Origin of the sequence: Polaromonas naphthalenivorans CJ2 (assembly GCF_000015505.1) — a bacterium.
Taxonomy (GTDB): Bacteria; Pseudomonadota; Gammaproteobacteria; order Burkholderiales; family Burkholderiaceae_C; genus Polaromonas; species Polaromonas naphthalenivorans.
In genome coordinates this window covers 3489509-3513079 of record NC_008781.1, presented here as the reverse complement: position 1 = coordinate 3513079, position 23571 = coordinate 3489509, and the positions used below count along the sequence as shown (strand labels likewise).

Sequence of the window (23571 nt, the reverse complement as noted above, 5' to 3'; positions counted from 1 at the left end):
GAGTGCTATGCGGGTGGCTCGTGCCGCTCGCGGGCTCTTTCGCGCCACTCCATCAGTTCGGTCAGGGTGAGGCTGGCCATGTCGGCCGGCGCCCAGTGAAAGACCATGGCCAGGTCGGCCATGGCGTCCTCTACGCGGTCGGGGAGAGCGGGAGCCTGTCGGCTTTCGTCAGAAAAAAACCGGTGACCTCCACGCCGAGCTGCACCAGGTCGGCCGGGTCGAGCTGGTCGATCTCGGCGCGGGTGAGCAGCGGGGCGGTGATGCGCGGCAGCAGCATTTGCAACTGGGCCACATCGAGCTGCAGCAGGCTGGCCAGGGACAGGCCGCGCAGCTCGCCGGACAGCGGGCGGCGCAGCGTGACATGGGTGACGGTCTGGGAGCCGCGCTGGATCGGCGTGTCGAGCGTGACGGTGTGCGGCGGGAGCGCTGGCGGGGTGCTGGTGCTGGTCTCGGTGGTGGCGCTGGTGGTGTCTGCGGTGTCGGTCATGGAATGGTCCTGGAGTCAGATGGGAGGGTGGTCAGGCGGCCGGCGCTTCGGTGAAGTCCACGTAGTACTCCTTGCCAATATCAAACTGTTCGCCCACCGACGCGACTACGACGGCCAACTCAATCGAACCGCTCGGGGTGTTCGCAAAGAACTCTTTGTTTTCAGGACTGCCACCGACGACGGGCTGCAGCTTGATGGTGTGAAACTCCTTGGGACCGCCCCAGCCTGCAATACGGGTGATGGACTGGACTTTGAACTTTGCGCGAATTGGCATGACATTTCTCTTTAAGGTTATGCGCCTGGCTAATACCAGGCACGGTGATGGTTTTGCTCGATCAGAAAATGCCGAGTGCCAGGCGCACGCTGGCCAGGCGGTCTTCGCCGTTGACGATCTCGATCATGTTGACGAAGTCGATCTCGATGACGGTCATGCCGTCCATCGTGAGCTTGTAGTAGCTGAGCTCGCTGGTAACCTTGATGGCGGTCTTGTCGCCGGCCTTGGCGTTGCCGAAGTCGATCTCGGTGTGGCGGCCGCGCACGACGACTTCGAGCGGGGTAGCAAAGGGAAGATCGTCGGACTGCAGGGCGCCGGCAAAGCGCAGCAGCACGCCGTCATGGGTCAAGGTGCCCCACTGGTTGAGCAGGGTGCGCAGGAAGCCGGCGGCGGTCCATTCGAGCTTGAGGCCTTCCATACCGAAGTCGAGCTTGATAGGGCCGTTCATGCCGCCGGAGCGGTAGTCTTCGGTCTTGCGGGTCAGTTTGGGAAGGGTGACTTCCTCGACTTCGCCCATGTAGCTGATGCCGTCGTTGAACAGGACGAAGTTTTTAAGCTTGCGGGGGAGTGACATTTTTCAGGTGCTCCAGGTGTGGGGGTCAGGCGCCGGCGACTTGAGAGGCGAAGTCGGCGAAGTAGCGGTCGGTGATGCGCTGGCGGAACGTGAGGTCCTCGATCGGGGGCAGGGGCGTGAAGTCGTAGTCGATGACGAGCTGGCCAGCCGTGAGCGTGGTGGTGGTGTTGATCTCTTCGTCGTACCAGGCAGAACCGTCCAGGATGTAGCCGCCGTTTTTGAGGCTGCGGAACTTGGCGTTGACGCCCTCCAGGATGTCCTTGACGATGCTCGGGTGCAGCGGCTTGTCCACCGCCCACAGGTGCGCCTCGGCGACAGTGTCGGCCAGCACCTGGGCAGTGCGGGTGGCGGACTCGAAGGCGAACAGCGGATCATCGCTGCAGGTGCGCGAACCCCAGAAGCGGTAGCCGCTGCCGCTGTTGATCAGGGCGGTGACGTCGGCGGCATTGAGCACGCCGGCATCGGTGTCGGCGCTCTGCAGATCCCAGAACACGTCCTTGCTGATGCCGGTGACGCCGTTGACCGCCACATTGGACAGGGTCTTGTGCCAGCCGACTTCGTTGTCGATCTTGGCGCGCAGGCCCAGGGCGTAGGCGACGGCGGGCGCTGCAGCGTTGGCGATGCCGTTCCAGGCCATGAAGTCGGGGTAGATGAGCATCAGTTCGCGCGCGGCGAATTCTTCGCGGTAGAGCACGGCTTCGGGGATGGTGTCGGCTTCGTCGCAGCCGGCGTAGGCAAAGCCGCGCAGCTGCTGGGCCAGTGCCACCAGGGCGACGGTGACGGCCTGGTTGTCCAGGCCGGGGGCGCCGAGGATGCGCGGCTTGACGCCGAGCTGGGCCTGGGCGGCGAGCAGGGCCTTCATGCCGGTGTACTGGCCGCTGCCATTGACGCCGCCGATGACGTTGGTGGTGGTGGCTGCATCGTCAACCCCTTCGGCCACGCGCACGACGACGGTCAGAGGGCGGGCCTGCGATGCGATGGCGTCGAGCGACCTGGCCAGGGTGCCCAGCGTGCCGGCCTTGGCCATGGCGCTGTAGACGTTGGTGATCAGGACGGGCTTGTTGAGCGGGAAGACGGCGGCATCGGCATCGCTGGCCGTGGCCACGAGGCCGATGATCGACGTGTTGATGGTCCGGATCGGCCGCGTGCCTTCGTTGATTTCGATAACGCGGACGCCGTGATGGTACTGGTCGAGTGACATGAAGTGGGCCTTTTAAGGGGTGGGCGGGGTGACAAGGGCGGCAACGTCAGGATTGGCGAGCAGAAAGGCCGCGAGCTTTTCTGTGGCCGTGGGCTCGGCGGGTGCAACGGGACGGTTGATGAGCTCCCAGGCGTGGCCGTTCCAGCGGGGCCACTGGTGGTCTGGCCAGGATTCGGGCGGCGCGGCTTCGACGGCGCCCAATGGCAGATGGAAAACGCCTGGCTCCATGGGAGATTCGTCGGCAAGGGTTTCGCCCGCGTAATGACCAGCGCGGTCGGTTTGGTAAACAATTTTTTGGGGCATGGCCGTCAGAACTTGATGACAGCCAGCAGGGCCAGGTTGCGGGGACGCGTTTCACTGCCGCCGGTGGCGCTGATGGTGACGGTGTGGCTGTGGTTGCCGTTCTCGGAAATGCCAATCCCAGTTGCGTTCCGAGTGGTCTCCAGTAGCGTGGACACCTCACCTCGGAAAGCGCTATTGGGACCGTTTTGGTAGGCCAAAGACGTATTCCTGCCGCCTTCTTGGGTCACCTGATGGCTGTGGCCCGGGTCGTTAACACCGTGGGCATGTATGCCGGCTGCAGAGGTCGAGCCTGTATGGCCATGGCTTGCGGTTTCACCGGCCTGTGACGAGCCCAAGGACCGGCTGCCATCGACGCCGCGCCCATCGTCCCAGCCACGGATGAACTCGCCGCGAAGGTCAGGCAAGTTGAACGTGTTGAAGCCATCGCCAACACCAAAAGTCGTTCCGATCGCGGCGAAGAGTGCTGCGTAGGCCGTGCGGCTGATCCCGGCGCCATTGGCCTTTAGCCAGCCGGGGGGCGCGGTGCTACGGGCTGTGTAGTTGATATGGCCAGGCTGGCCGGCCCGATCGGATTCTTCCTTGTTGTACACGCCCAGATTGGCACGGGCTGTGGCCGGATTGGGCACATCGGACAGGTTGAGGCTGCGCTCCAGCGGTGCCGGTGCGCTGCCGGTGGGCTCGTTCTGGCTGCAGATCAGGCGCGTGCCGGCGGCATACGACACGGCCAGGCTCAGGCGGGTGACGATGACGGGGTCGGCTGTCCACTGGTCTCGGCGCAGGCGGTTGCCGTCGATGTAGAGGGCCAGGCCGCGCGTGGTGGTCGCGACCAGGTCAACGACAAGCTGGTCGGCGGCCAGGGTCTGCGCTTCCTCGATCGTGTCCACCGTGATGGTGACATCGTCAGGGCTTCCCCATTCCATGTCGCCGTCGGCATTGCTGGTCTTGCGCAGCAGCTGGCCGGTGGTGCCGCCCGGGATCAGGGATTGCATGGTGATGTTGTTGATCACCCAGGATTGCGAGGCAACCGCGACGTTGGGGTCGATCTGCAGCGTAATGAGCGTGGCGTTCTGGGCGCTGAACTCGACGCGCAAGATGGTGTCCGAAAATGCGCCATCGGCCGGGGTCGGCTTGTACATGTCGGGCAGGTTGCCGACGACGAAAAGACCGCCGGCGTCATCAAAAACACCGAACTCGCGCAGCGTGAAGCCACCCGTTGCGGCCGGGATCACCATTTCACAAAAGAATTTGGTCGGCGTGTCGGGGTCCTGGTACACGCGGTTGACAGCGGCGCGGTAACGCTCGCGCACGAGGACCGCCTGCAGTTCGCCGGGCTCTACCGGATTGCCGTTTCCATCGCCGACCGCCATCGTGGGCAGGTTGATTGGCGTGCCGCTGGCCTCGGCCGCAGCCAGGCGCTGCAGGCCGTAGAGGGTGTGAATGGTTTTAAAAGTGGGCATGTGAACAGCGTCGATTGACTGATGCTCATCATGCCGACCTCATGCGCGCGCGACTACTTGTTGTGGCATTGCAGGTGGTGTGCAATGTCAAGAATCCGCTATACCTTAAGCAAACCGTGCCGAATTGGTCAAGGCTTATCAGGTGAACCGGCCTGCGTTGGCAACCCAGTCGTACAAAACCTGCTCCGCCGCGCTCGCGCCTGAAATCGTCAGGTTTTCCAGGTACACGCGGTAGATGGTGCCGATCATCGCGATCGAACTCGGGCTGACGCCGACCCGCGTGGGCGAGGCCGAATAGTCGGCCAGCGTCGTCGCGGCACTGCCGTTGATGCTGACCGGCGCGCCAATGGCAAAGACCTTGGACACGCCTGCCGGACTGCGCGTGTACGCCACCTGCATCACGGCTCCGGTGTTGGGGGCGTTGCCCAGCGTGGTGCCGCCGCTGTTGCTCTCCAGGCTGTACTGGTAAGCCGACACGCTGGTGCCCAGGCCGATCAGACCGCGGTTGTTGCCCACGTTGGCAGCGACCTTGGCCCAGCCGATCACCAGGAACTCGGCATTCAAGGCGCTCAGGTCGTAGGTGAGGCCCAGGTTCAGGAATGTGGCCCCGTTGGACGTCCCCGCGAACACCAGGCCGCCCGCTGCCGCGAGCGTTGTCGTGGTGCCGCCGTTGATGGCATTGGGCGCGCCGTCGACCAGGTTCTTGAAGACCGCGCCGTTGGGCAACGCGCCGGCGATGTTGCCGTTGTTGCAGTAGCTGTCGGCAAAATCGAACAGGAATTTCGAGCCCGGATTGATCAGCCCGTCGCGGGGCAAGAGCGGCATCGCCGCGTCGGAGAAATTGCCATTCACATTTACGATGGTGGAGGAAGCCATGGGATTACCAGCCTTTGGAGATGAGGAAGTTATAGATAGCCAGCGCGACCAGGGCATAGCCCGCGTCGTTCAGGTGCACGCCATCGGCGCGCAGGCTGGAGGGGACAATGCCGGCTGCATGGTCAGCCACGTCCTGCGGGAGCGCCGGGTTGTACGCGGCCAGCAAGATCGGGTAGATGTCCAGGTAGTTGTTGGGATAGGCCGCCTGGACGATCGCGTTTTGAGCGACCAGCGTGGCGTAGTCGTAGTGCTGGAAGATTCCCACGACCACAAAGCGCTTGGTGATGGTCTTGAGGTTCGCCACCATCGCCGCCACGGCGGGCAGGATCTTGGCGCTGGCGCCGCCGTCGTTCTGCCCGCACCAGAAGATGTTGGTGGCCTCGTCCTGGCGCAGCGTGTCCGGATAGATATTGATCGGGCTGGGCACCGCAACAGCGGCGCCTGCCACGCGGCGGGTGAAGGTGTACACGCCGCCCGCGATCGTCAGCGTGCCGGGCACGCCCGCTGCCGTGGCGCGCATCGAGCGGGCCGGATCGGGCGAGAACGGCAGCACGGCTGGCACCGCCGCAATCGTCACGACCACGCTGCCCGCAGCCGGTATCTCGCCGCCTGTGAAGGCCCAGGCGCCGCCCAGTCCGCAATTGCGGTAAGCGATCTGCGCCGACACCTGGCCTGCGATGCCGTTGTTGATGGCCATGCGCCCGCTGAGCAGCGACAACTGGCCGGGGTAGGTTTTCGTGGGCAGGACGGAGGCGCCGGCACCTTCCGTGAGCGAGTCGCCCCAGCACGAAAACCAGCTGTACGGAGTGGCCCGGTAAATGCCGGTGCCGTCGGCGTTGCACCAGAAGAAATCCGTCTCGCCCCGGTAGGTGCCGTAAAACACCGGCTTGGACAGGTGCAGCCTGACATTCGAGGGCGCGGAGATTGCGGTGAGTTTGCGCACGACGCCCGCCGCGTCCTGCGTATAGAGCGCGGCGTGCTGCGCAGTATCGCGGGCGATCCAGGCCGACACCGTGCCGTCGGTGACAAAACTGGATTCGACGCGGGCCGGCATCTTGGCCGAAATCTCGCCGTTGCTCAAAAACCCGACGAAGCGCCCTGCCGCATCCTTGAAGCCGAACGCCACAGAGCGGTACAGGTAGCTGGTGTCGATTGCGCTGCACGCCACCGTGTAGCTGCCGCCCAGGCCGCGTGTGATCGTGATGGCGTTGCCCGCGATCAGGTTGAGCTTTGCCAGCAGCGTGCCATCGACCTTGAGGGCCAGGCCGATGCGGTTGAGCAGGTCGCGCACGACAAACAGGTAGCCCGAGCGCGGCGAGTAGCCGGTCAGGTTCAACGCGCTGTCAAACTCGCTGGCATTGAGCACGCTGGAGACAAACGTCTGCGTCGTGCTGCTGGTGCGCTGGTAGCAGGTAAACCGTGTCAGGCCGTCCGTGGCGTTGGGCTTGACCCAAAAGATCATGCCGTCAGTCATGCCTGCCGCAGTACGGCCGAGAGCTGTCGTGTCTTTGGCTGCCAGGGCGACGGTTGAGGCAAGTGAGGCGGCTACAGAAATATCGCGTGCAGCCAGTGCATCAGTTGCTGCTGTAGATGCACTGAGGGCTGATGATTCTGTCTGCTCGATAGCGCCGTCATACCGCTGGTTGATTTCTTCATCCTTGTCTGCTATCAGCTTTGCAAAGCTGCGTACTGGACCGCCATTGGTCTCGACCGATTCGGTGGGTCCACCGTGAACGATCTGGTGAGCCAGCGCGACGAGACTATCCCATGCAGCGACTTTTCCATTGAGATTTGTACTCATACTTTTTTACCAATAGTTGATCGCCGGCATCGTGGTGTGCAGGCTGAGATAAAGGGCATTGATGGCGCCGATCGTGCTGGCTTCGCCATTGAGCGCGGCATCGATCAGCAGATCCAGGGCGGGTGTGCCATCGGCATACGTTGGTGTGCCAGAGGTGACATCGATCTGACTGCCTGTTGAGGCGATGGCCGCGACGACAAGGCCTGAGCGCGCAATGGCTGACGGGATGATCGTTTGCAGATGCGAGCGCAAATTCTTCGAGCGCTCGACGATCTGGAGCAGCTGGATCAGCTGCTCCAGGCTGTAACCGGTCTGGTCCACCTCCAAAAGCAGTTTGTAGGTGTAGGGTGCGCCGGCCGGGATCTGCCTGTGCCATTCCTGGACGCGGCCAGTCACGCCCAGGGCATTGATGGCGGCCTGCACGGCGCCGATGGTGCCCCGGTGCCGCTTGAGCGGGATGGACTGGGTGATGACTTCGCGCCGCTGGGCTTCGGTCCATTGCGGTGACCAGTCCTCAACCCCGAAGGCATAGGCCAGCCAAGGCAGGACACCCACGGGGCAGGCAGCAGGGTCCCACACCTCGCGCAAGGGCGTGGGCAAGGCATCGAGGCGGCTGGTGGTCTGGGCTGCAGCGCGTTCGAGCGTGGTCGAGTTGGGCGGCAGCAGCGTGGCAGCCTCAGGCATTGGACACCTCGACGTCCAGGGTGATGCTGGTGCAATGGGTCGCCTGGCCGCTAGAGACCGCAATGTTGGCCACAGGCGAGTCGAGGTTGACCTGCAGCACGCCAGGCTGGTGCAGGGCGCGGTACACACCCGACAGGCTGATGTCAAAGCCCATGCGGTGCATGTCGGCCGCGTACTGGGTGGCTGCAAGCAGGGCGGCCGTGCGCACCGTCTCCGGGTCGGGGCCGTGCGAGACGATGAGCGTGCCGGCGATCGCGTAATTGATGATCGAGGCGGACAGCACGGTGACCTGGTCGGTCATGGGGCGCGTGAGCTCGGCATTGACGGCGGCCGTGACGGCGGCGAGCAGCTCGGCCGAGGCGGTGCCGTCATCCAGGCGGGACAGCACATAGACCGTGACCTGGCCGGGCGCCGGACTGGTGGCCGCGGCATCGAGCACGTCGCCGCTGGCCGACAGCGCATGGAAGATGTAGCTGCCCTGGCTGCCGGCGGTGGTGTAGGCGTCCAGGCTCAGGAGAATGCGGCGGCGAAAGGCGGCGTCGGACTCATAGACGGCTTCGACCGGCGGGACGGCATCGATGTCGGCGGGCTGGATGAGCAGGCGGGCAACGTCATACCGGGCGCCGATCTGGTCGAGGTCGCTGCCGGCGGCGTAGGCGAGCATGACGCTACGGGCGGCGTCGTTGATGCGCTGGCGCAGCACGAGCTCGCGGTAGGCATACACCTGGAGCAGCTTGGTCAGCGGCTCGGACTCGTATTGCAGGGCGCTGGCCAGCGTGGGCTCTTGTGTGACGGCCAGATCCTTGAGCGCGGCCAGGATGCTTTCATAGTCCAGCGGCTCGACGACGTTGGGCGCGGGTAAGAGGGTGAGGTCGATCATGCTGCAGCGCCCATCTGCAGCGGCATGCGCAGGCTCAGCACGCTGCTGGACTGGCCGGGCGGGGTGTACAGGCCCTCGATGTCAATGATGAGCTGCCCGGCCCGCTCGCCGCTGTTGATCTGGACGCGCGAGAGCCGCAGGCGTGGCTCCCATTTCATGAGCGCGCCGGCGGTGGCTGCATAGATTCGCACTTTGTTGGCTCCATTGGCGGGGTGGTCGATCAGCTCGGGCAGCAGGCTGCCGTAGTCGCGGCGCATCAGGCGGGTGCCGATGGGGGTGGTCAGGATGTCGGCGATGCTTTGGCGCAGGTGGTCGATGCCCGAGGCCTGGCGGCCACTGCTGCGGGCCATGCCGATGATCTGGGTCATGTGGGCGCGCCCGTGGTGCCGCCGCTGTCGCCCGGGTGGGTGTGGTGTATCAGGCTGACGCCGCCGGCAGTCACGTCTTCGGTCGCGGTGATGCCGCCGGTGATGACAGCGGTGGCGCCGCCGGCGCCGCTGCCGCTGCCTGCCATGCCAGCTGCAAAGGTCAGCAGGCCCTGGACGGTCAGCGCGCCGGTGGTGGTGGTCTGCGGCGCATCGAGCGTGATGGCATCGGAATGCACGGTGACGCCGGCTGGGGCGGTGATGTCGGCCGTGCCGCCGCCGGGCAGGGTTGCAGTGAGGGCATGGGCCGCATGGTCATAACGGATGACCGCGCCGTCGGGATAGGTGGTGCTTTCTGCATCGCCCGTGGCTTCGGGCGCCGGGTTGGCGGTGCTGTACAGGCCGACCAGGACAAAGCCGGCCGCTGTATCGCCGCCGGGCGAGAGCACCAGGCATTGCTCGCCGATGGAGGGCGGTGACCAGGTGCGGATGTTGCCGGCGCGGCTGGTAAAGCATTGCAGCCAGTCGGTGGTGAGCCCGCCGCTGGTGACGCGGCAACGCGCGACGGCGTGGTCCACAGCCGCGATCGTGCCAGCGCGCAGCAGCGATTCGATGCGTCGGATCAGGTCGGTAAGGGATGCTTCATCAGGCATGCCGCCATGGTGTCGCCCTCATGCGCGTGCGACAAGCCGGGGCGGCGCTGCACAGGCTGTGCAATGCCAATATCAGGTTTTGAGGTGCTGCAGGATCAGGTCCTGGATGTTTTCGCGGTCCTCGGCAGTGAATCCGAGGAGTTCGCGCACCGGGTACTGGTAGGCCGGGCCGCCGGGTTTGACCAGGTCGCGCTCGCCGCCTTGGTGGACGCTGGCGATGCGCGAGGCGCGGCCGAGGAAGCCGACCGCCACGCCTTCACCGGTCACCTGCACCTTGAGCCATTTGGCCGTGCGCAGCTTGGAAAACATGGCTTCGCTGCGGATGCTGCCCTTTTTGCCGCGAATCTTGCCGCCGGCGAAGACCTTGCGCGGCGCGAAGGCGCTGCCGTCGGGCGCCTGCTGGCCGGCGATGCGCTGGGCCTGGCTCTTGCGCAGGGCCTGGCCGACCTTGCGGGCCAGGGCGTTGCGCTCGGTGGTGGTCAGCTTGGCCAGCAGGGGTTGCACCCAGTTTTCAAGCGCCGTGAGGTCGTCGGTGCTCATGCGTCAGCTGATGCGGTCCGGCTCGGGGACGTGGGTGATGGTGTAGCGGCCTGAGACTGATGTTTCGTCAGGATCTGCAATGGCGACGATGACGCGCTCGGTCAGGTCGATCTCGATGCTCAGGTCCACCGTTTCCTTGTTCAGGAATTCGGCCTCGAAGCGGATGGCCTTGTCGCGCTGCTCGACGTTGTCGAACAGCTCGATCTGGTGGGTCTCCAGCCAGGCCAGCAGCGGCACGATGATGGCATCGGCATGGCTGCTGTAGTCGAGCACGATCACGTTGAGGGTGTAGCGGTACTCAAAGGAGAGCGACCCTGCGCCGGCTGCGGCAATGTTGCCGTTCTTGACCAGGATGACGATCTTGTCGGGATTGATGCGCAGCTCGGGGGTGGCTGCAGTGAGGTACGCGCGCAGGCTGTCGGGCTTGAGCATGTCAGGGCTGCGCCTGGCTCAGCTGCAGGACGGTGCCCCGGACAGCGTTGTACCGGTCGATGCACAGGTTGAGGTCGATGATGGCTGTATCGCCGTCGAGGACGATACCTTCAAGAGTTGCCGCAGCCTCGGGCGTAAGTTCGGCTCGCGCTTCTGCAGGTTCGCCGGCAGGGGTGGCACCTGCAGCTGCTGGGGCGGCGCAGGCTGCAGCCTTGACGGGGATTGACACCCGAAGAGTGCCAGCGCGCAGAGCAGCGACGCGAAGATCATGATCGACTTGAGCATTTTTCAGTTCCTTTTGGTGGGTGGCGTCACGGGCGGAAAGGCTGTCGGTCAGTTGCTGCTGGGCGCTGGTCACGCGGCCATTGGCGGCCAGGAGCTCGTCGCTGGCCTGGCTTCGTTCAAGGCCGCGCTTCACTTCGACCTCGGCGGCGCCATGCGTGTGGCCCACCTGGTAGATGACGGTGGACCAGCCAGCGAGCAGCAGGGCGATCAGGAGCGGCCTCATGCCTGCGCCGCCATGCACTTCGCGTGGCGCTTGAGCTGACGGGTCCAGACGCCTGCGCAGATCTTGTTGCCGGGCGTGGAGCAGTCGTAGCCTGCAGATTTTTTGTATTCGAGCAAGGCATGGCACGCGGCCGGATAGTGGCCTGCGAGCAGCTCGCGGCGCATGCTGGATTTTCTCCAGTTGCCGATCCCGAACTGGTAGACCCAGTTCAGGTACAGGTCATATTCTTCCTGGAACAGCTCCACATCCGGCAGGGAGGCACGGAACCGGGCTTCGTCCTTGTCGATATGCGCAGAGGCGACGACCAGCGCGCGGACCGGCGTGATCGTGTCGCCCATCTTCACCGGCCGGCCGTCTTCATAGACCGTCGAGCCAAAGCCGACCGTGGGAACGTCGCCTTTGGTCGGGATGATCGCTGCGCTGGTGTAGCTTTCATCGCTGACGATGCCGATGAAGCCAGCCGCGCTGAGTGTCAACGCGGCTACAAATATGCGCATCCTGGTGCTCATGAGGCATCCCCTTCGGGGTCAAGTCCGAGCCGTACGGCGCGATGCCAGCGCCAGAGCAGCCAGGCGATTTGCAGCACGACGTAAAGAATGGTCAGGGCTGTCAGCGCGTTGTTGAGCGTCCAGCCCGAGGCCAGGCCGGCGGTGACGACGGCCACGGGCGGCGAGGCCTTGGCGGTTTCGACGAGAACATCTCTCAGGGTTTGGTGGTCGTTCATTGTTCAGTCCCACAGCTTGACGGTGGACCTTGTGGCGGTGGATGTGGTGGTGTCGGGCAGCGTCACGAGCAGGCCGGCGGGCAGGATGGGGCCGCGCTCGGCAAGCCCTGGATTGAGTTCCAGGGTGGCCTCGACCGCGCCCTGGGAACGCGCCAGGGCGCGCCAGCACAGGCTGTCAACGGTTTCGCCCTGGTTGGTGCGCACCTGCATCAGATCAGCTCGACGGTGTTTCGCCGGATGGCCAGCAGGTCGCTGATGGCCCAGCGCATGTTGCGCCGCAGATCGTTGGTGCGCTGCTCCAGCTTTTCGGCGGCTTTGTCGCCGGCGCCGGTAGTGTCAAAGTCCCGGTAGTGCTCGATCAGGTCGGCCTGCACCGCGCTGTACACGGCGCGCAGGTAGTGGATGACCTTCACATTGACGCCGGCGATCTGGTCAGCCGGCACTGCAGCCAGCGTGCTGATGCCGAGCTGCTGCTGGGACGACTTGAACTGCCACAGCTCGGCATTGACCGACGCAATAGCGCTCAGGATGCTGTAGGTCAGCCGATCCACGGTGACCGTGCCGTCGAGCCGCGCAAAGGCGCGCAGCTTGAGCGGCTCGATGTCGGGGAAAAAGCCGTCATTGGTGATGATGGCTTCTTCCGTGGGCGTGGGCGGGTTGCTCAGAAAGCTCATGGCTGTGCCTGGTGTTGAGGTCGGCGGTGATCAGGCTTTGACGTCTGGCTGGTGGCCTTCAGTCGCGGCTTGAGCCGCCGGGGTTCCGGGGTCCGGAAGGGGTATCGGCACGCTGGGCTCGTCCGGCTTTTTCAGCCGGCGCTCCAGGCGCTCAATGTCTTTTTTGCAGCCGACCTGGTCCCACAGCAGCAAGGCGCGCTGCAGGTGCTCCAGTGCATCCCTTGCGGCAGGGCGCAGGACGGCTTCGTAGTCGATGTCGGCCGGGCCGGTCTTGCCGATGAGCGCCCAGCCCATGGCTTTGTGCAGCTTGGCCCGGGCCTGGTCAGGGGCGTCCAGGCCCTCTGTCATCCACAGCACATCCGGCAGGATGTCCAGGGCTTCAGCCAGCGGGATCTTGCCGGCCAGGGCAGCGGCGCCGATTTCGTCGATCAGCACGGTGCCCAGGTTGCGGTCGTACTGGTCGGGCAGCGGCAATTTATGCGCGATCGCATAGGTGGCGATGTCCAGCGCACGGCGGTAGTTGCCGGCATCGATGTGCCAGACCATGACCGTCGTGAGCACCAGGTCGTGCCCGCCCGTGCCGCTGGCCAGAGCGCCATCGACCCAGGCGTCGTACACCGGCAGGAACAGCCGCTTGGCTTCGATCTTGCGTTCGACCGACTGGATGAGCTTGAGGCTGCGCCGGTGCTCGGCAAGCTGCGCCTGCATGAGCTCGTAGGCGCTGCCCTGCAGCTCGCTGCCGGGCTCGGCCGCACCGTTGGCCTGGCTGGAGAGTTTGCGCTGCTGGTGGCGCTGGGCGGGGGTCTGGCGCATCGGGATCAGTCGGCGATGACGATGTTTTCGACCAGGGCGCACAGGCCGTAGTCCTCGACGACAAAAGCATCGTTGCTCGACTCCAAGTTCTCGATCTGGTCACGCTTGGGGTTGTCGATGATCGAGCGCCGGCGCGAAGACGACTGGTAGTAGATCGAGAGGTTGTCCAGGCGGGTGATCAGCACCGTGTTGGCCGGGAAGTACGGCACGGTGATGGCCTGCAGGCCGCCCAGGCGGCGCTGGCTGCGCACGATGTCGGCGGCGAGCATTTCGGTCGGTGCCGTCGGGTCGCTGACCAGCGGGAACAGCTTGTCGTGCATCAGGGTCCGGCCGACGATGGCCACCAGGCCGCCATCGTTCTGGTACCAGGGGTCGAGCAGGGTTTGCGCGGCATCGAACACCAGAGCGTCGAGGTTCTTGTAGTCCCCGCTGGCGCCTACGCTGACCGCGCCGGGCACGGCACCTTCGTCCATCACTCGGGTGGGCGCGTCGGTGCGGATGTGCTGCAGCCAGCCGATGTTGACGTCCTGCAGCAGTGGGTAGGTGGCCAGGTTGGTGGCCACGGCGGCGCTGACGCCGTTCAGGCCGATGACGATGCGGTCGAGCGCCTGGCGCTTGATGATCAGGTCGCGCAGGCGGGTCTGGAAGTCGGGGAACTTGGCCCAGGCGTCGAGCACGGCGTATTTGATGGCCGTGTCGTAGTTGGTCTGCTTACAGGCATAAGTCGTGTTGTCCAGCGTCTCGACAGAGCGCGGCGAGCGGTCGGTGGTCGCGGTGTTGGTGCGGCTGGCGATCGGGCCAGTGATGCCCAGGCCGAGCTTTTCGCCGCTCATCTCGCGCACGCCAATGACGTTGATGGCGGCCAGGAGCGCGCTGGACTCCTGCATTTTCGATTCCAGCGTCTGCTGGACCGAGGGAACGACAGTAAAGGATTCGCGGGCGCTGGGCACGCCGTTGAGCTGCTCCTGGCGTTGCAGAAAGCTGTTGTAGGCGAGGCGGGCTTCGGTATGCATGGTGTGGTTGTCCTGGTGGTGTGTGCGGTGGGGCGGCTGGCGGGGGCGATCAGCAGTCGGTGAGGGCGGATTTGCCGTTGTTGCCGGTGGCCGGCGGGCGCTGGCTGTGCTTGCCGGCGTCTGTCGTGTCGATCAGCGCAAACTTGTCCTGCAGGGTCTTGTGCTCGGTCTGCTGCGTGGCAAAGTTCTTTTCCAGCGCAGCCAGGCTTTTGGCATGGGCGCTGTGCTGCTCATTGAGCTGGCCCATGCCGTCGGCCATGTCGGTGACGACTTCGAGGATCTGGCCCGTGGTGTCGTCGCTGCGCTGCGACTTCCCGCTGAACTTGGCCAGGGTGTCCTTGATGCCTTTGAGGGCGGCGGAAAACTTGCGGGTGTCTTCTTCCGTCGTCTCAAATTCCAGCGTGACTTCGACCGCTGCTGAAAACATGTTGTCAGCGGCTTGCTTGCGTTTCGTGAAGGGGTTGGCCGCCGGGTTCTTGGCGGCGAACTCCAGCACCTCGGTGCCCAGGCTGGCCGGGCTGTCGGTCACGCCCAGGCCCACCAGATAGGCTTCGCCGCTGCTGCCGAACTTGGGATTGATCTCGATGCTGGTGTAGATCTTCTGGCCGGCCTTGCTCATGGCCACGAGCTCGGGCAGCGGCTTGATCTCGGCCATCAGGGCCAGCCGCTTCTGGCCGTCGATGCTGAATTCCTCGGTCTTCAAAGCCGTGACATCGCCGTAGGCCCGGAAGGCGCTGTCCGGATACATGCCGCGCATGTGCTCCATCCAGATCCGGGCGCCGTACTTGGCCGGGTCGAAATTCTTCGACATCTGTTCAAGCCAAGCGCGCTCGATGACGCGGCCGTCGGTAGTGGCGCCTTCGACGGCGACGCGGAAAAACTTGGATTTGGTGGTGGACATGTTGATGCAGCTGTTGAGGATGGCTGCATCGTCGCTTGCCCGCGCGATAGCTTCAATCAAGGCTGTCATTGCAGGCACGGTGCAATGACGCGGGGGCGTGCCGGTGGGCCGGGCTGTCTCTACGCTCAGTGTCCATGTCCACTGATGCGCCCGTTCTCGCTCCCAAAATACCTCACCTGGTCGAAGAGTCCCCGGTGGCCGAACTGCGCCGCACGGCCCGGCATTTGTACTGGCAGGGCTGGCGCCTGTCGAGTATCGCGGAGTTTCTCACAACACCGCGCAGCACCCTGCAGGGCTGGAAGGATGCCGAAAAATGGGAAGACGCGCAACCCATCCAGCGCGTCGAGGGTGCCCTGGAGTGCCGGCTGGTCCAGCTGATCGCCAAGGACGGCAAGACCGGCGGCGACTTCAAGGAGATCGATCTGCTCGGGCGCCAGGTCGAGCGGCTTGCCCGGGTGCGCAAGTACGACCAGACCGGCAAGGAAGCCGACCTCAACCCGGAGATCGAGCGGCGAAATAGCGGGCCGAAGAAAAAACCCAAGCGCAATTTCTTCACCGAAGACCAGATCGGCGAGGTGCAGGCGGCGTTCCGCGACTCGCTGTTCGGGCATCAGAAAGTCTGGCTGCGCAACGGCGAGCGCACGCGGATGATCCTCAAATCGCGGCAGATCGGCGCGACCTGGTACTTTGCCCGGGAAGCGCTGTGCGATGCGCTGGCCACGGGCCGCAACCAGATTTTCCTGTCGGCCAGCAAGGCCCAGGCGCACATCTTCAAGCAGTACATCCAGCAGTTTGCGAACGAGGCCTGCGGCGTGACGCTGTCAGGCGATCCGATCGTGCTGGACAACGGCGCCGAGCTGCACTTCCTGGGCACGAATGCCCGCACGGCCCAGGGCTACCACGGCAATTTCTACTTTGACGAGTTCTTCTGGACGCACCGGTTCGAGGAGCTCAACAAGGTGGCCAGCGGCATGGCCATGCACAAGCAGTGGCGCAAGACCTACTTTTCCACGCCCAGCTCGATCCAGCACGAGGCCTATGCGCTGTGGAGCGGCGCGCGGTTCAACAAGCGCCGGCCCAAGAACGAGCGGATCGCGCTGGACCTGACGCATGAGCGCCTGGCCGGCGGCTTCACGGGCGAGGACCGCGTCTGGCGCAACATCGTCAACATCCTGGATGCGGCCGCAGGCGGCTGCGATCTGTTCGACATCGACGAGCTGCGCCTGGAGTACTCGACCGAAGAGTTTGAAAACCTCTTGATGTGCGGCTTCATCGACGACACCCAGTCGGTGTTTCCGATGGCCGAGTTGCAGAAATGCATGGTCGATTCCTGGGTGGACTGGGAAGACTACAAGCCCTTCACGGCGCGGCCGTATGGCTACCGGGCGGTCTGGGTGGGCTACGACCCATCGCACACGGGCGACACGGCCGGCTGCGTGGTGCTCGCCGCGCCACTCACGCCAGGCGGCAAGTTCCGCGTGCTGGAACGTCACCAGTGGCGCGGCCTGGACTTCGAGGCCCAGGCCGAAGCGATCAGGCAGATCACGCTGCGCTTCAATGTGCAGCACATCGGCATCGACACGACCGGGCTGGGCCAGGGCGTGTACCAGCTGGTGAGCAAGTTCTTCCCGGCGGCCCAGTCGATCAACTATTCGGTCGAGGTCAAGACGCGCCTGGTGCTCAAGGCCAAGAGCGTGATCAGCAAAGGGCGGCTGGAGTTTGACGCCGGCGCGGTGGACCTGGCGCATGCGTTCCTGGCCATCCGCCGGGCGTTGACGGCCAGCGGCCGCAATGTGACCTTTGAATCCGGCCGGTCCGATGACACCGGGCACGCCGACCTGGCCTGGGCCTGCATGCACGCGCTCGACAACGAACCCCTTGAGGGGCAAACATCTGCCAATCGTGGCTTTATGGAGATTTCTTGATGGATAACGCAGTGGCAATGATCGATAACGTGATGCCTGTCCAGGCCAGCCAGGCAGCTGGCCAGGCCCGGATGGAGGCCTTCAGCTTCGGCGATCCCGAACCGGTGATGGACAACCGGGAGATCCTGGATTACATCGAGTGCTGGATGAATGGCCGCTGGTATGAGCCGCCGGTCAGCCTGGAAGGCCTGGCCAAGTCGTTCCGGGCCAGCACGCACCACAGCAGCTCGATCTACTTCAAGCGCAACATCCTGCTGAGCACCTTCCAGCCGCATCCGCTGCTCGACCGGGCGACGTTCAGCGGCTATGCGCTGGACTTCCTGACCTTTGGCAATGCCTACCTGGAGCGGCGCACGTCGCGCACGCTGCGCGCTGTCAAGCTGGAGCATGCCTTGGCCAAGTATGTGCGGCGCGGCGCGGATCTGGAGCAATACTTTTTCGTGCGCGGCTGGCGTGACGAGCACGAGTTCCCGGCAGGCAGCATCTATCACATGCGCGAACCGGACATCAATCAGGAGGTGTACGGCCTGCCTGAATACCTGAGCGCCCTGCAATCAGCTTGGCTGAATGAATCCGCGACGCTGTTTCGCCGGCGCTACTACAACAACGGCTCGCATGCCGGCTTCATCCTGTACGTCTCGGACCCGGCCCAGCAGCAGGAGGACATCGATGCGATGCGCACCGCACTGAAAAATTCCAAGGGGCCGGGCAACTTTCGCAACCTGTTCCTGTATTCGCCCAACGGCAAGAAGGATGGCATTCAGCTGATCCCCGTGAGTGACGTGTCGGCCAAGGATGAGTTCTTCTCGATCAAGAACGTGAGCCGCGACGATGTGCTGGCCGCCCATCGCATCCCGCCCCAGCTGCTGGGCATCGTGCCGAGCAATACCGGCGGCTTCGGTGCCGTGCTGCCAGCAGCCCAGGTCTTTGCCAGGAACGAGATCGTGCCGCTCCAGGAACGATTCAGGGAACTCAACGACTGGATGGGCGAGGAAGTTGTCCGGTTTGTGCCCTATGTCGTGCCGACCGATGAGAAGGTTGCCTGATGCTTGGCACGACCTGCCCAGGCGGTAGGCCAGCGACCGCCTGACCCGGTTTCCTTCATGATTTCAATCAAAGCACCATCTTGGTGCTTTTTTTGGCCTTTTACCCACCATTCCCTTCAGCGCGCGGTCGAGACCCCGCCCCGCCTGCCCGCTTAATGTCCCGCATTTAACGGCGGTGCCGGCAATGCCCGGAATCAAGCCCAGCGGGGCCTGACGTGACGGTCTGAGGGGATGGCCGCATGACGAGATATGACGCGCTTTTGCGGTCGATCTGCCTGCCGTGGTGAGGGTGTCAGAGGTCTGTCTTCCAGGCCTTTGCCGGTTTGGGTTCGGGGAAAACATAACCTGCTAATTTTTACGACAAAAACCTCTGGGAACCCGCATGGGGCCTAGCGATGGGCAGGTTAGAACAGACCCTAATTTGACCTAACACCAAACCTAATATCGCCGTAAGCCATTGATTCATATAGGGGTGGTTGAGATTAAATGTTATGTTTTGAAAACCTAATTTAGTTATGTTGATATTAGGAAAAAGTTAGGGTTTCGATATTGCTTCAAGTCGTTGATTCACATCAGGATTTCTGTACTTTCTCAGGCCGTGTTAGGAATGTTATGCTTTTCCCGAACCCCCACCGGAATTCTAGGGAATGGCTTTCAAGGCCGTAACAGGCGTGTATGTACGTGCGTACATGTGGCTCCTTGCGAAGGATTCACATCACGCCAACTTTCGTCTATCGGGGAATTGTTGGCCTATGGGATGGCCTGTAGAAAATGAAATCAGGCTGTAGGCCGCATGAATACTGGGTTATCGAGGGACACCCTCTCCGCCAAATAGTAAAAGCCTGATAAAAGCAATTCAAATCAACGAATTGCGATTGTCAGGCTTTTTGCTTTCAGCCCATCTATTCACCGCCTCCGCAGCGCTTGGTGGCTGCGCCAAGCGGCTCCTGGCTGTTTAAATAATCTTGAAAAAAACCAGCGCTCCGATCAGGCTGCCGAGGAATACGGCAAGGCTGACGCCGGAGACAAGAATGACGAACAGGAATTCGGCCGTCGGCAAATCCCCATATTCATTGGTGTTGGCCTCGTATTCGGGTTGCGGCTGGCCTTGCAGGCTTTGGCTTGTGCTGATGGAATAGGGGTTGATGATTTGGGCCATGATTTGTCTCTATCGTGATAATTTTTTGTTTTGGCAGAACTTTTTCAGACAGGATACTTGTCTTCAAGTTGTGCTACTGATAAGGGTAGCATCGTCCAGCCCTTCAATCGCTTATTTATGGGCTTATCTGCCGAAAAACGCCAACTAAACACTTCTGCCGTTTTGAGGTCACCCAAAGGCTGATGACGTGGGCGGAAACTTCGCCACATTGTGGGCGCACTCTCTTGCCGGAGGGCATGGATTCATAGAACTGTTGCATTTGCTTCATCTTGCAAGATATTTTTAACATGCCGTAGCGTATGCTCACCCCGCTCAATAACCAATAGCCCGTTGGAACTAGTCCACCGAATGGCCACCATGAAAAAAGCCCCGAAACTCGGGGCTTTTTCATTGTCTAGAGCAAGCTATCAGTGGCTGACTGCACCATCGGCACCAAAGCCGGTCTGGGCGCGAACCCACTGGTCGGCAAAAGCGGCGCGTTCCTTGCCGGCGCGTTCGCTCTTGTCGGTGATGGAGAAGACATAACCCAGCAGGAAGGCCAGAGGCATGGCAAACAGGGCGGGCTGGTCGTACGGGAAGATCGGCGTGGCGTAGCCAAACACGGTGACCCAGACGGATTTGGACAGCACCACCAGCACCACGGCGGCAATCAAGCCACCGTAACCCGCAGCCAATGCGCCGCGCGTGGTCAGGTCTTTCCAGTACATCGACAGGAACAGCACCGGGAAGTTACCGGCCGCCGCGATGCCGAAGGCCAGCGCCGCCATGAAGGCCACGTTCTGCTTTTCAAAGGCGATGCCCAGCACCACGGCGATCAGGCCGATGCCGAACGAGGCCATTTTGGAAACCTTGATTTCCTGCGCTTCGGACACATTGCCTTTTTTGATCACGCGGGCATACAGGTCATGCGAGATGGCGGAGGCGCCAGCCAGTGCCAGGCCCGAAACCACGGCCAGAATCGTCGCGAAAGCCACCGCTGCCAAAAAGCCCAGCAGCAGGTTGCCACCCACGGCCTTGGCCAGGTGCATCGCCACCATGTTGCCGCCGCCGATAATCTTGCCGCCAATCGTGCCGCCTTCGAAGAACTCGGGATTGGTGCCCACGATCACAATCGCGCACAGGCCCATCAGCAGGATGACGTTGAAGAAAAAGCCCACAAAACCAGCTGCGTACAGCACCGATTTACGCGCTTCCTTGGCGTTGTTGACGGTAAAGAAACGCATCAGGATGTGCGGCAGACCGGCCAGGCCGAACATCAGGCCCATGGCCAGGGAAATGGCGTTGATCGGGTCCTGCAGCAGTTTGCCGGGGGCGAACAGCATGTCTTTCAGCTTGTGCAGCTCGATGGTTTTGGCGGCCAGGGTGTTGAAGCTGAAGCCGAACTGCGAAAAAGCCAGCACGGTGATGACCGTGCCGCCGAACAGCAGCAGGCAAGCCTTGATGATCTGCACCCAGGTCGTGGCGACCATGCCGCCGAAGGTCACGTACACGACCATCAGGGCGCCGACGACGATCACGGCAACGTGGTAGTCCAGGCCAAACAGCAGCTTGATCAGCTGGCCCGCGCCCACCATCTGGACGATCAGGTAGAAGCAGACCACGGTCAGCGAGCCGATGGCGGCCATCGTGCGCACCTTGCCCTGGTCAAGGCGGTAGGACGTGATGTCGGCAAAGGTGAACTTGCCCAGGTTGCGCAGGCGCTCGGCCATCAGGAACAGGATGATGGGCCAGCCGACGAAGAAGGCGATCATGAACAGGTAGGCGTCGTAGCCGTTGGTGTACACCATCGCCGTCAGACCGAGCAGCGTTGCGGCCGACATGTAGTCGCCGGCCATCGCCAGGCCATTTTGAAAGCCGGTGATGCCGCCGCCTGCGGTGTAAAAGTCGGAGGCGGTTTTGGTGCGGCTGGCCGCCCAGTAGGTGATGGCCAGTGTCATGCCGACAAAAATGGCAAACATGATGATGGCCGGAACATTCAGCGGCTGCTTCTGGGTGATTTCAACGGCGGGCGCGGCCAGCGCGGCGCCGGCCATCCCCAGTGAAACCAGTCCGGTGGACAGTTTGGCAAGTATTTTTTTCATCATTTTTTTGCTTTCACGGATTCATGCAGCAACTGCTCGGTCAGCGCATCAAACTCTGAATTGGCGCGACGGACGTAAACCGCCGTGAGAAGCCAGAACAGGACAAATTGGGCCAGTCCAATCAAGAGGCCGGTGGTGACATAGCTGTCCCCCAGCCTGATCGCCAGCACGGAAGGGTTGAAGGCCACCGTCATGAACAGGCCGAAAAAAAGCACCAGGACGATGCCGGTCAAGGTCCAGGCCAGGCGTTCGCGCTTGGCGACCAGTTCTTTGAATTTCGGATTCTTTTGAATCCGGGCATAGATTTCAGAGCTCATGCGTCATCCCCTTTTAAAAAAACAAAATCAATTTTTTGCAGTCACCTGCCGTTGGCCGGTGGCACACGTTCAGAACATCTCGACGGGCATGCGGTTGGTGGTGCTGCCTGCCAGGCGAATGCTTTGCGCCAGGCCTGCGGCCTGCGTCAGCACCGACTCGGCGTAGAAGCGGGCGGTGATCAGCTTGGCGGTGAAAAACGCCGGGTCGCTGTCCATCTTGTCCAGCGCGACCATCATGGCCCGGCCCATTTGCCAGCCGCACAGCACCACGCCGGCCAACTTGAGGTAGTTCACCGCGCCGGCATACACCGCTTTCGGCTCGCTCTTGCCGTTGGCGACGATGAAGTCAATGGTTTCTTCCAGCGCCTGCCGGCCCTGCCGCAGCGCGACTAGCATGGCGTTGCAGTCCGCGTTGTCGTGGGCGGCGAGGTCTTGCTCGGTGGTGGCGATCCGGTCGCACAGGGCCTTGGCCACGGCGCCCTTGTCGCGCAGGGTCTTGCGGCCGACGATGTCGTTGGCCTGGATGGCCGTGGTGCCTTCGTAGATGGTCAGGATGCGGGCGTCGCGGTAGTGCTGGGCGGCGCCGGTTTCCTCGATGTAGCCCATGCCGCCATGGACCTGCACGCCCAGGCTGGCCATGTCGATGGACATTTCCGTCGAAAAGCCCTTGACCACGGGAACAAGGTATTCGTACACCGCCTGGTTCTGGATCCGCGTGGCATCGTCGGCGGCGTGGTGCGCCATGTCGCTGGCGGCGGCGGCCACGTAGGCCAGGGCGCGCGCGCCTTCGACGTGGGCGCGCATGGTCAGCAGCATGCGCTTGACATCGGGGTGGTTGATGATGGCGACCGGCCCGGCGGAGCCCGCCAGGTCGCGGCTCTGGGCGCGGTCATGCGCAAAGCGCACCGCTTGCTGGTAGGCGCGGTCGGCAATCGCAATGCCCTGCATGCCCACGGCAAAGCGCGCGGCGTTCATCATGATGAACATGTATTCGAGGCCCCGGTTCTCCTGGCCCACCAGGTAACCGACCGCGCCGCCATGGTCGCCAAACTGCAGCACGGCGGTCGGGCTGGCCTTTATGCCGAGCTTGTGCTCGATGGACACGCACCAGGCGTCGTTGCGCTCGCCCAGACTGCCGTCGTCATTGACCATGAACTTGGGAACGACAAACAGCGAGATGCCTTTGACGCCTTCGGGTGCGCCGGGCACGCGGGCCAGCACCAGGTGGACGATGTTCCCGGTCATGTCGTGCTCACCGTAGGTGATGAAAATCTTGGTGCCGAACACCTTGTAAGTGCCGTCTTCCTGCGGCTCGGCGCGGCTGCGCACGGCGGCCAGGTCGGAGCCGGCCTGCGGCTCGGTCAGGTTCATGGTGCCGGTCCACTCGCCGCTGATGAGCTTGGCGGCAAACTTGCGCTTGAGTTCGTCGCTGCCCGCGACCAGCAGCGCTTCGATGGCGCCATCGGTCAGCATCGGGCACAGCGCGAACGACAGGCTGGCGGCGTGCAGCATTTCGGCGCACGGCGTGGCGATCAGCTTGGGGAAACCCTGGCCGCCAAACTCGGGCGGATGGATCACGCCTTGCCAGCCGCCTTCGGCAAACTGCCTGAAGGCTTCCTTGAAGCCCGGCGTGGTGGTGACCACGCCGTCTTTCCAGCTGCTGGGGGTTTTGTCGCCTTCCCAGTTCAGCGGGGCAACCACGCTTTCACAGAACTTGGCGGATTCTTCGAGCACCGCCTGGGCGGTGTCGATGCCGTGGTCTTCAAAGCCGGGCAGGGTGCTGACCTGGGGCAGGCCGGCGAGTTCCTGCATGGCGAACAGCATGTCTTTCAGGGGGGCTTGGTAGCTCATGGTTTACTTTCTGGCGTGGAGTAATGAAGGAA

General features: G+C 63.2%; 29 protein-coding genes. 2 read left to right on the top strand and 27 right to left on the bottom strand.

Features of this window, described 5'->3' with window-relative positions; genetic code table 11:
• Positions 1 to 5: 5 nt before the first annotated feature.
• The 23 genes from PNAP_RS25800 to PNAP_RS16415 form a co-directional block, all read right to left on the bottom strand.
• On the bottom strand, positions 6 to 122 hold the full coding sequence (locus PNAP_RS25800) for a GpE family phage tail protein (protein ID WP_011802681.1): 117 nt from the start codon (positions 120 to 122) through the stop codon (positions 6 to 8).
• 8 nt (positions 123 to 130) lie between these two features.
• On the bottom strand, positions 131 to 487 hold the full coding sequence (locus PNAP_RS16520; RefSeq protein ID WP_011802680.1) for a phage tail assembly protein: 357 nt from the start codon (positions 485 to 487) through the stop codon (positions 131 to 133).
• A gap of 31 nt (positions 488 to 518) precedes the next feature.
• Positions 519 to 761, bottom strand: a complete 243-nt coding sequence (locus PNAP_RS16515) for a hypothetical protein (protein ID WP_011802679.1) — start codon at positions 759 to 761, stop codon at positions 519 to 521.
• Between the two features lie 61 nt (positions 762 to 822).
• Complete coding sequence (locus tag PNAP_RS16510) at positions 823 to 1335, bottom strand: phage major tail tube protein (protein WP_011802678.1); 513 nt, start codon at positions 1333 to 1335, stop codon at positions 823 to 825.
• A 25-nt stretch (positions 1336 to 1360) separates the two neighbouring features.
• Positions 1361 to 2536, bottom strand: a complete 1176-nt coding sequence (locus PNAP_RS16505) for a phage tail sheath protein (RefSeq protein ID WP_011802677.1) — start codon at positions 2534 to 2536, stop codon at positions 1361 to 1363.
• Positions 2537 to 2548: 12 nt separating this feature from the next.
• Positions 2549 to 2839 (bottom strand): hypothetical protein, encoded by a 291-nt coding sequence (locus PNAP_RS16500; RefSeq protein WP_011802676.1) that lies wholly within the window; start codon positions 2837 to 2839, stop codon positions 2549 to 2551.
• Between the two features lie 5 nt (positions 2840 to 2844).
• Positions 2845 to 4296 (bottom strand): phage tail-collar fiber domain-containing protein, encoded by a 1452-nt coding sequence (locus PNAP_RS16495; protein WP_011802675.1) that lies wholly within the window; start codon positions 4294 to 4296, stop codon positions 2845 to 2847.
• Positions 4297 to 4434: 138 nt separating this feature from the next.
• Positions 4435 to 5172, bottom strand: a complete 738-nt coding sequence (locus tag PNAP_RS16490) for a hypothetical protein (RefSeq protein ID WP_011802674.1) — start codon at positions 5170 to 5172, stop codon at positions 4435 to 4437.
• A 4-nt stretch (positions 5173 to 5176) separates the two neighbouring features.
• Positions 5177 to 6973: a hypothetical protein gene (locus PNAP_RS16485; protein WP_011802673.1), complete on the bottom strand. Its 1797-nt coding sequence runs from the start codon at positions 6971 to 6973 to the stop codon at positions 5177 to 5179.
• Positions 6974 to 6979: 6 nt separating this feature from the next.
• Positions 6980 to 7657 (bottom strand): phage tail protein I, encoded by a 678-nt coding sequence (locus tag PNAP_RS16480; protein ID WP_011802672.1) that lies wholly within the window; start codon positions 7655 to 7657, stop codon positions 6980 to 6982.
• A complete protein-coding gene (locus PNAP_RS16475) occupies positions 7650 to 8537 on the bottom strand; it encodes a baseplate assembly protein (protein WP_011802671.1) in 888 nt (295 codons plus the stop codon). The genes PNAP_RS16480 and PNAP_RS16475 overlap by 8 nt, the downstream gene beginning before the upstream one ends.
• Positions 8534 to 8905, bottom strand: coding sequence for a GPW/gp25 family protein (locus PNAP_RS16470; RefSeq protein WP_011802670.1), 372 nt, complete (start codon positions 8903 to 8905; stop codon positions 8534 to 8536). The genes PNAP_RS16475 and PNAP_RS16470 overlap by 4 nt, the downstream gene beginning before the upstream one ends.
• Positions 8902 to 9555 (bottom strand): phage baseplate assembly protein V, encoded by a 654-nt coding sequence (locus PNAP_RS16465; protein WP_011802669.1) that lies wholly within the window; start codon positions 9553 to 9555, stop codon positions 8902 to 8904. The genes PNAP_RS16470 and PNAP_RS16465 overlap by 4 nt, the downstream gene beginning before the upstream one ends.
• Positions 9556 to 9627: 72 nt before the next feature.
• On the bottom strand, positions 9628 to 10095 hold the full coding sequence (locus tag PNAP_RS16460; RefSeq protein WP_011802668.1) for a phage virion morphogenesis protein: 468 nt from the start codon (positions 10093 to 10095) through the stop codon (positions 9628 to 9630).
• Positions 10096 to 10098: 3 nt separating this feature from the next.
• Positions 10099 to 10527 (bottom strand): phage tail protein, encoded by a 429-nt coding sequence (locus tag PNAP_RS16455; RefSeq protein ID WP_011802667.1) that lies wholly within the window; start codon positions 10525 to 10527, stop codon positions 10099 to 10101.
• A 1-nt stretch (position 10528) separates the two neighbouring features.
• Complete coding sequence (locus tag PNAP_RS16450) at positions 10529 to 11035, bottom strand: lysis system i-spanin subunit Rz (RefSeq protein WP_011802666.1); 507 nt, start codon at positions 11033 to 11035, stop codon at positions 10529 to 10531.
• Positions 11032 to 11544 carry a lysozyme gene (locus tag PNAP_RS16445; RefSeq protein ID WP_011802665.1) on the bottom strand — a complete coding sequence of 171 codons (513 nt, stop codon included), beginning with the start codon at positions 11542 to 11544 and terminating at the stop codon, positions 11032 to 11034. Before PNAP_RS16445 ends, PNAP_RS16450 begins: the two co-directional genes overlap by 4 nt.
• Positions 11541 to 11759 carry a hypothetical protein gene (locus PNAP_RS16440; RefSeq protein ID WP_011802664.1) on the bottom strand — a complete coding sequence of 73 codons (219 nt, stop codon included), beginning with the start codon at positions 11757 to 11759 and terminating at the stop codon, positions 11541 to 11543. Before PNAP_RS16440 ends, PNAP_RS16445 begins: the two co-directional genes overlap by 4 nt.
• A gap of 3 nt (positions 11760 to 11762) precedes the next feature.
• A complete protein-coding gene (locus PNAP_RS16435; protein WP_011802663.1) occupies positions 11763 to 11969 on the bottom strand; it encodes a tail protein X in 207 nt (68 codons plus the stop codon).
• The gene (locus tag PNAP_RS16430; protein WP_011802662.1) at positions 11969 to 12433 is read right to left on the bottom strand and encodes a head completion/stabilization protein; all 465 of its coding nucleotides are present in this window, start codon (positions 12431 to 12433) and stop codon (positions 11969 to 11971) included. The genes PNAP_RS16435 and PNAP_RS16430 overlap by 1 nt, the downstream gene beginning before the upstream one ends.
• 30 nt (positions 12434 to 12463) lie before the next feature.
• Positions 12464 to 13246 (bottom strand): phage terminase small subunit, encoded by a 783-nt coding sequence (gene gpM / locus PNAP_RS16425; protein WP_011802661.1) that lies wholly within the window; start codon positions 13244 to 13246, stop codon positions 12464 to 12466.
• Positions 13247 to 13251: 5 nt separating this feature from the next.
• On the bottom strand, positions 13252 to 14259 hold the full coding sequence (locus PNAP_RS16420; protein WP_011802660.1) for a phage major capsid protein, P2 family: 1008 nt from the start codon (positions 14257 to 14259) through the stop codon (positions 13252 to 13254).
• Between the two features lie 49 nt (positions 14260 to 14308).
• Positions 14309 to 15229: a GPO family capsid scaffolding protein gene (locus PNAP_RS16415; protein ID WP_011802659.1), complete on the bottom strand. Its 921-nt coding sequence runs from the start codon at positions 15227 to 15229 to the stop codon at positions 14309 to 14311.
• 65 nt (positions 15230 to 15294) lie between these two features.
• On the opposite strand from PNAP_RS16415, the gene PNAP_RS16410 reads away from it, so the two are divergent.
• Entirely contained in the window at positions 15295 to 17085 is a 1791-nt protein-coding gene (locus PNAP_RS16410; RefSeq protein ID WP_011802658.1) for a terminase ATPase subunit family protein, read from the top strand.
• Positions 17085 to 18131 carry a phage portal protein gene (locus PNAP_RS16405; protein WP_011802657.1) on the top strand — a complete coding sequence of 349 codons (1047 nt, stop codon included), beginning with the start codon at positions 17085 to 17087 and terminating at the stop codon, positions 18129 to 18131. Before PNAP_RS16410 ends, PNAP_RS16405 begins: the two co-directional genes overlap by 1 nt.
• Positions 18132 to 19086: 955 nt before the next feature.
• Here the strand turns inward: PNAP_RS16405 and PNAP_RS16400 are convergent.
• From PNAP_RS16400 to PNAP_RS16385, 4 genes are all read right to left on the bottom strand, one after another.
• A complete protein-coding gene (locus PNAP_RS16400; protein ID WP_041376758.1) occupies positions 19087 to 19290 on the bottom strand; it encodes a hypothetical protein in 204 nt (67 codons plus the stop codon).
• 407 nt (positions 19291 to 19697) lie between these two features.
• Positions 19698 to 21371 carry a cation acetate symporter gene (locus PNAP_RS16395; RefSeq protein WP_198140649.1) on the bottom strand — a complete coding sequence of 558 codons (1674 nt, stop codon included), beginning with the start codon at positions 21369 to 21371 and terminating at the stop codon, positions 19698 to 19700.
• Positions 21371 to 21688, bottom strand: coding sequence for a DUF485 domain-containing protein (locus PNAP_RS16390; RefSeq protein WP_011802655.1), 318 nt, complete (start codon positions 21686 to 21688; stop codon positions 21371 to 21373). The genes PNAP_RS16395 and PNAP_RS16390 overlap by 1 nt, the downstream gene beginning before the upstream one ends.
• A 69-nt stretch (positions 21689 to 21757) precedes the next feature.
• Complete coding sequence (locus PNAP_RS16385) at positions 21758 to 23539, bottom strand: acyl-CoA dehydrogenase (RefSeq protein ID WP_011802654.1); 1782 nt, start codon at positions 23537 to 23539, stop codon at positions 21758 to 21760.
• Positions 23540 to 23571 lie beyond the last annotated feature (32 nt).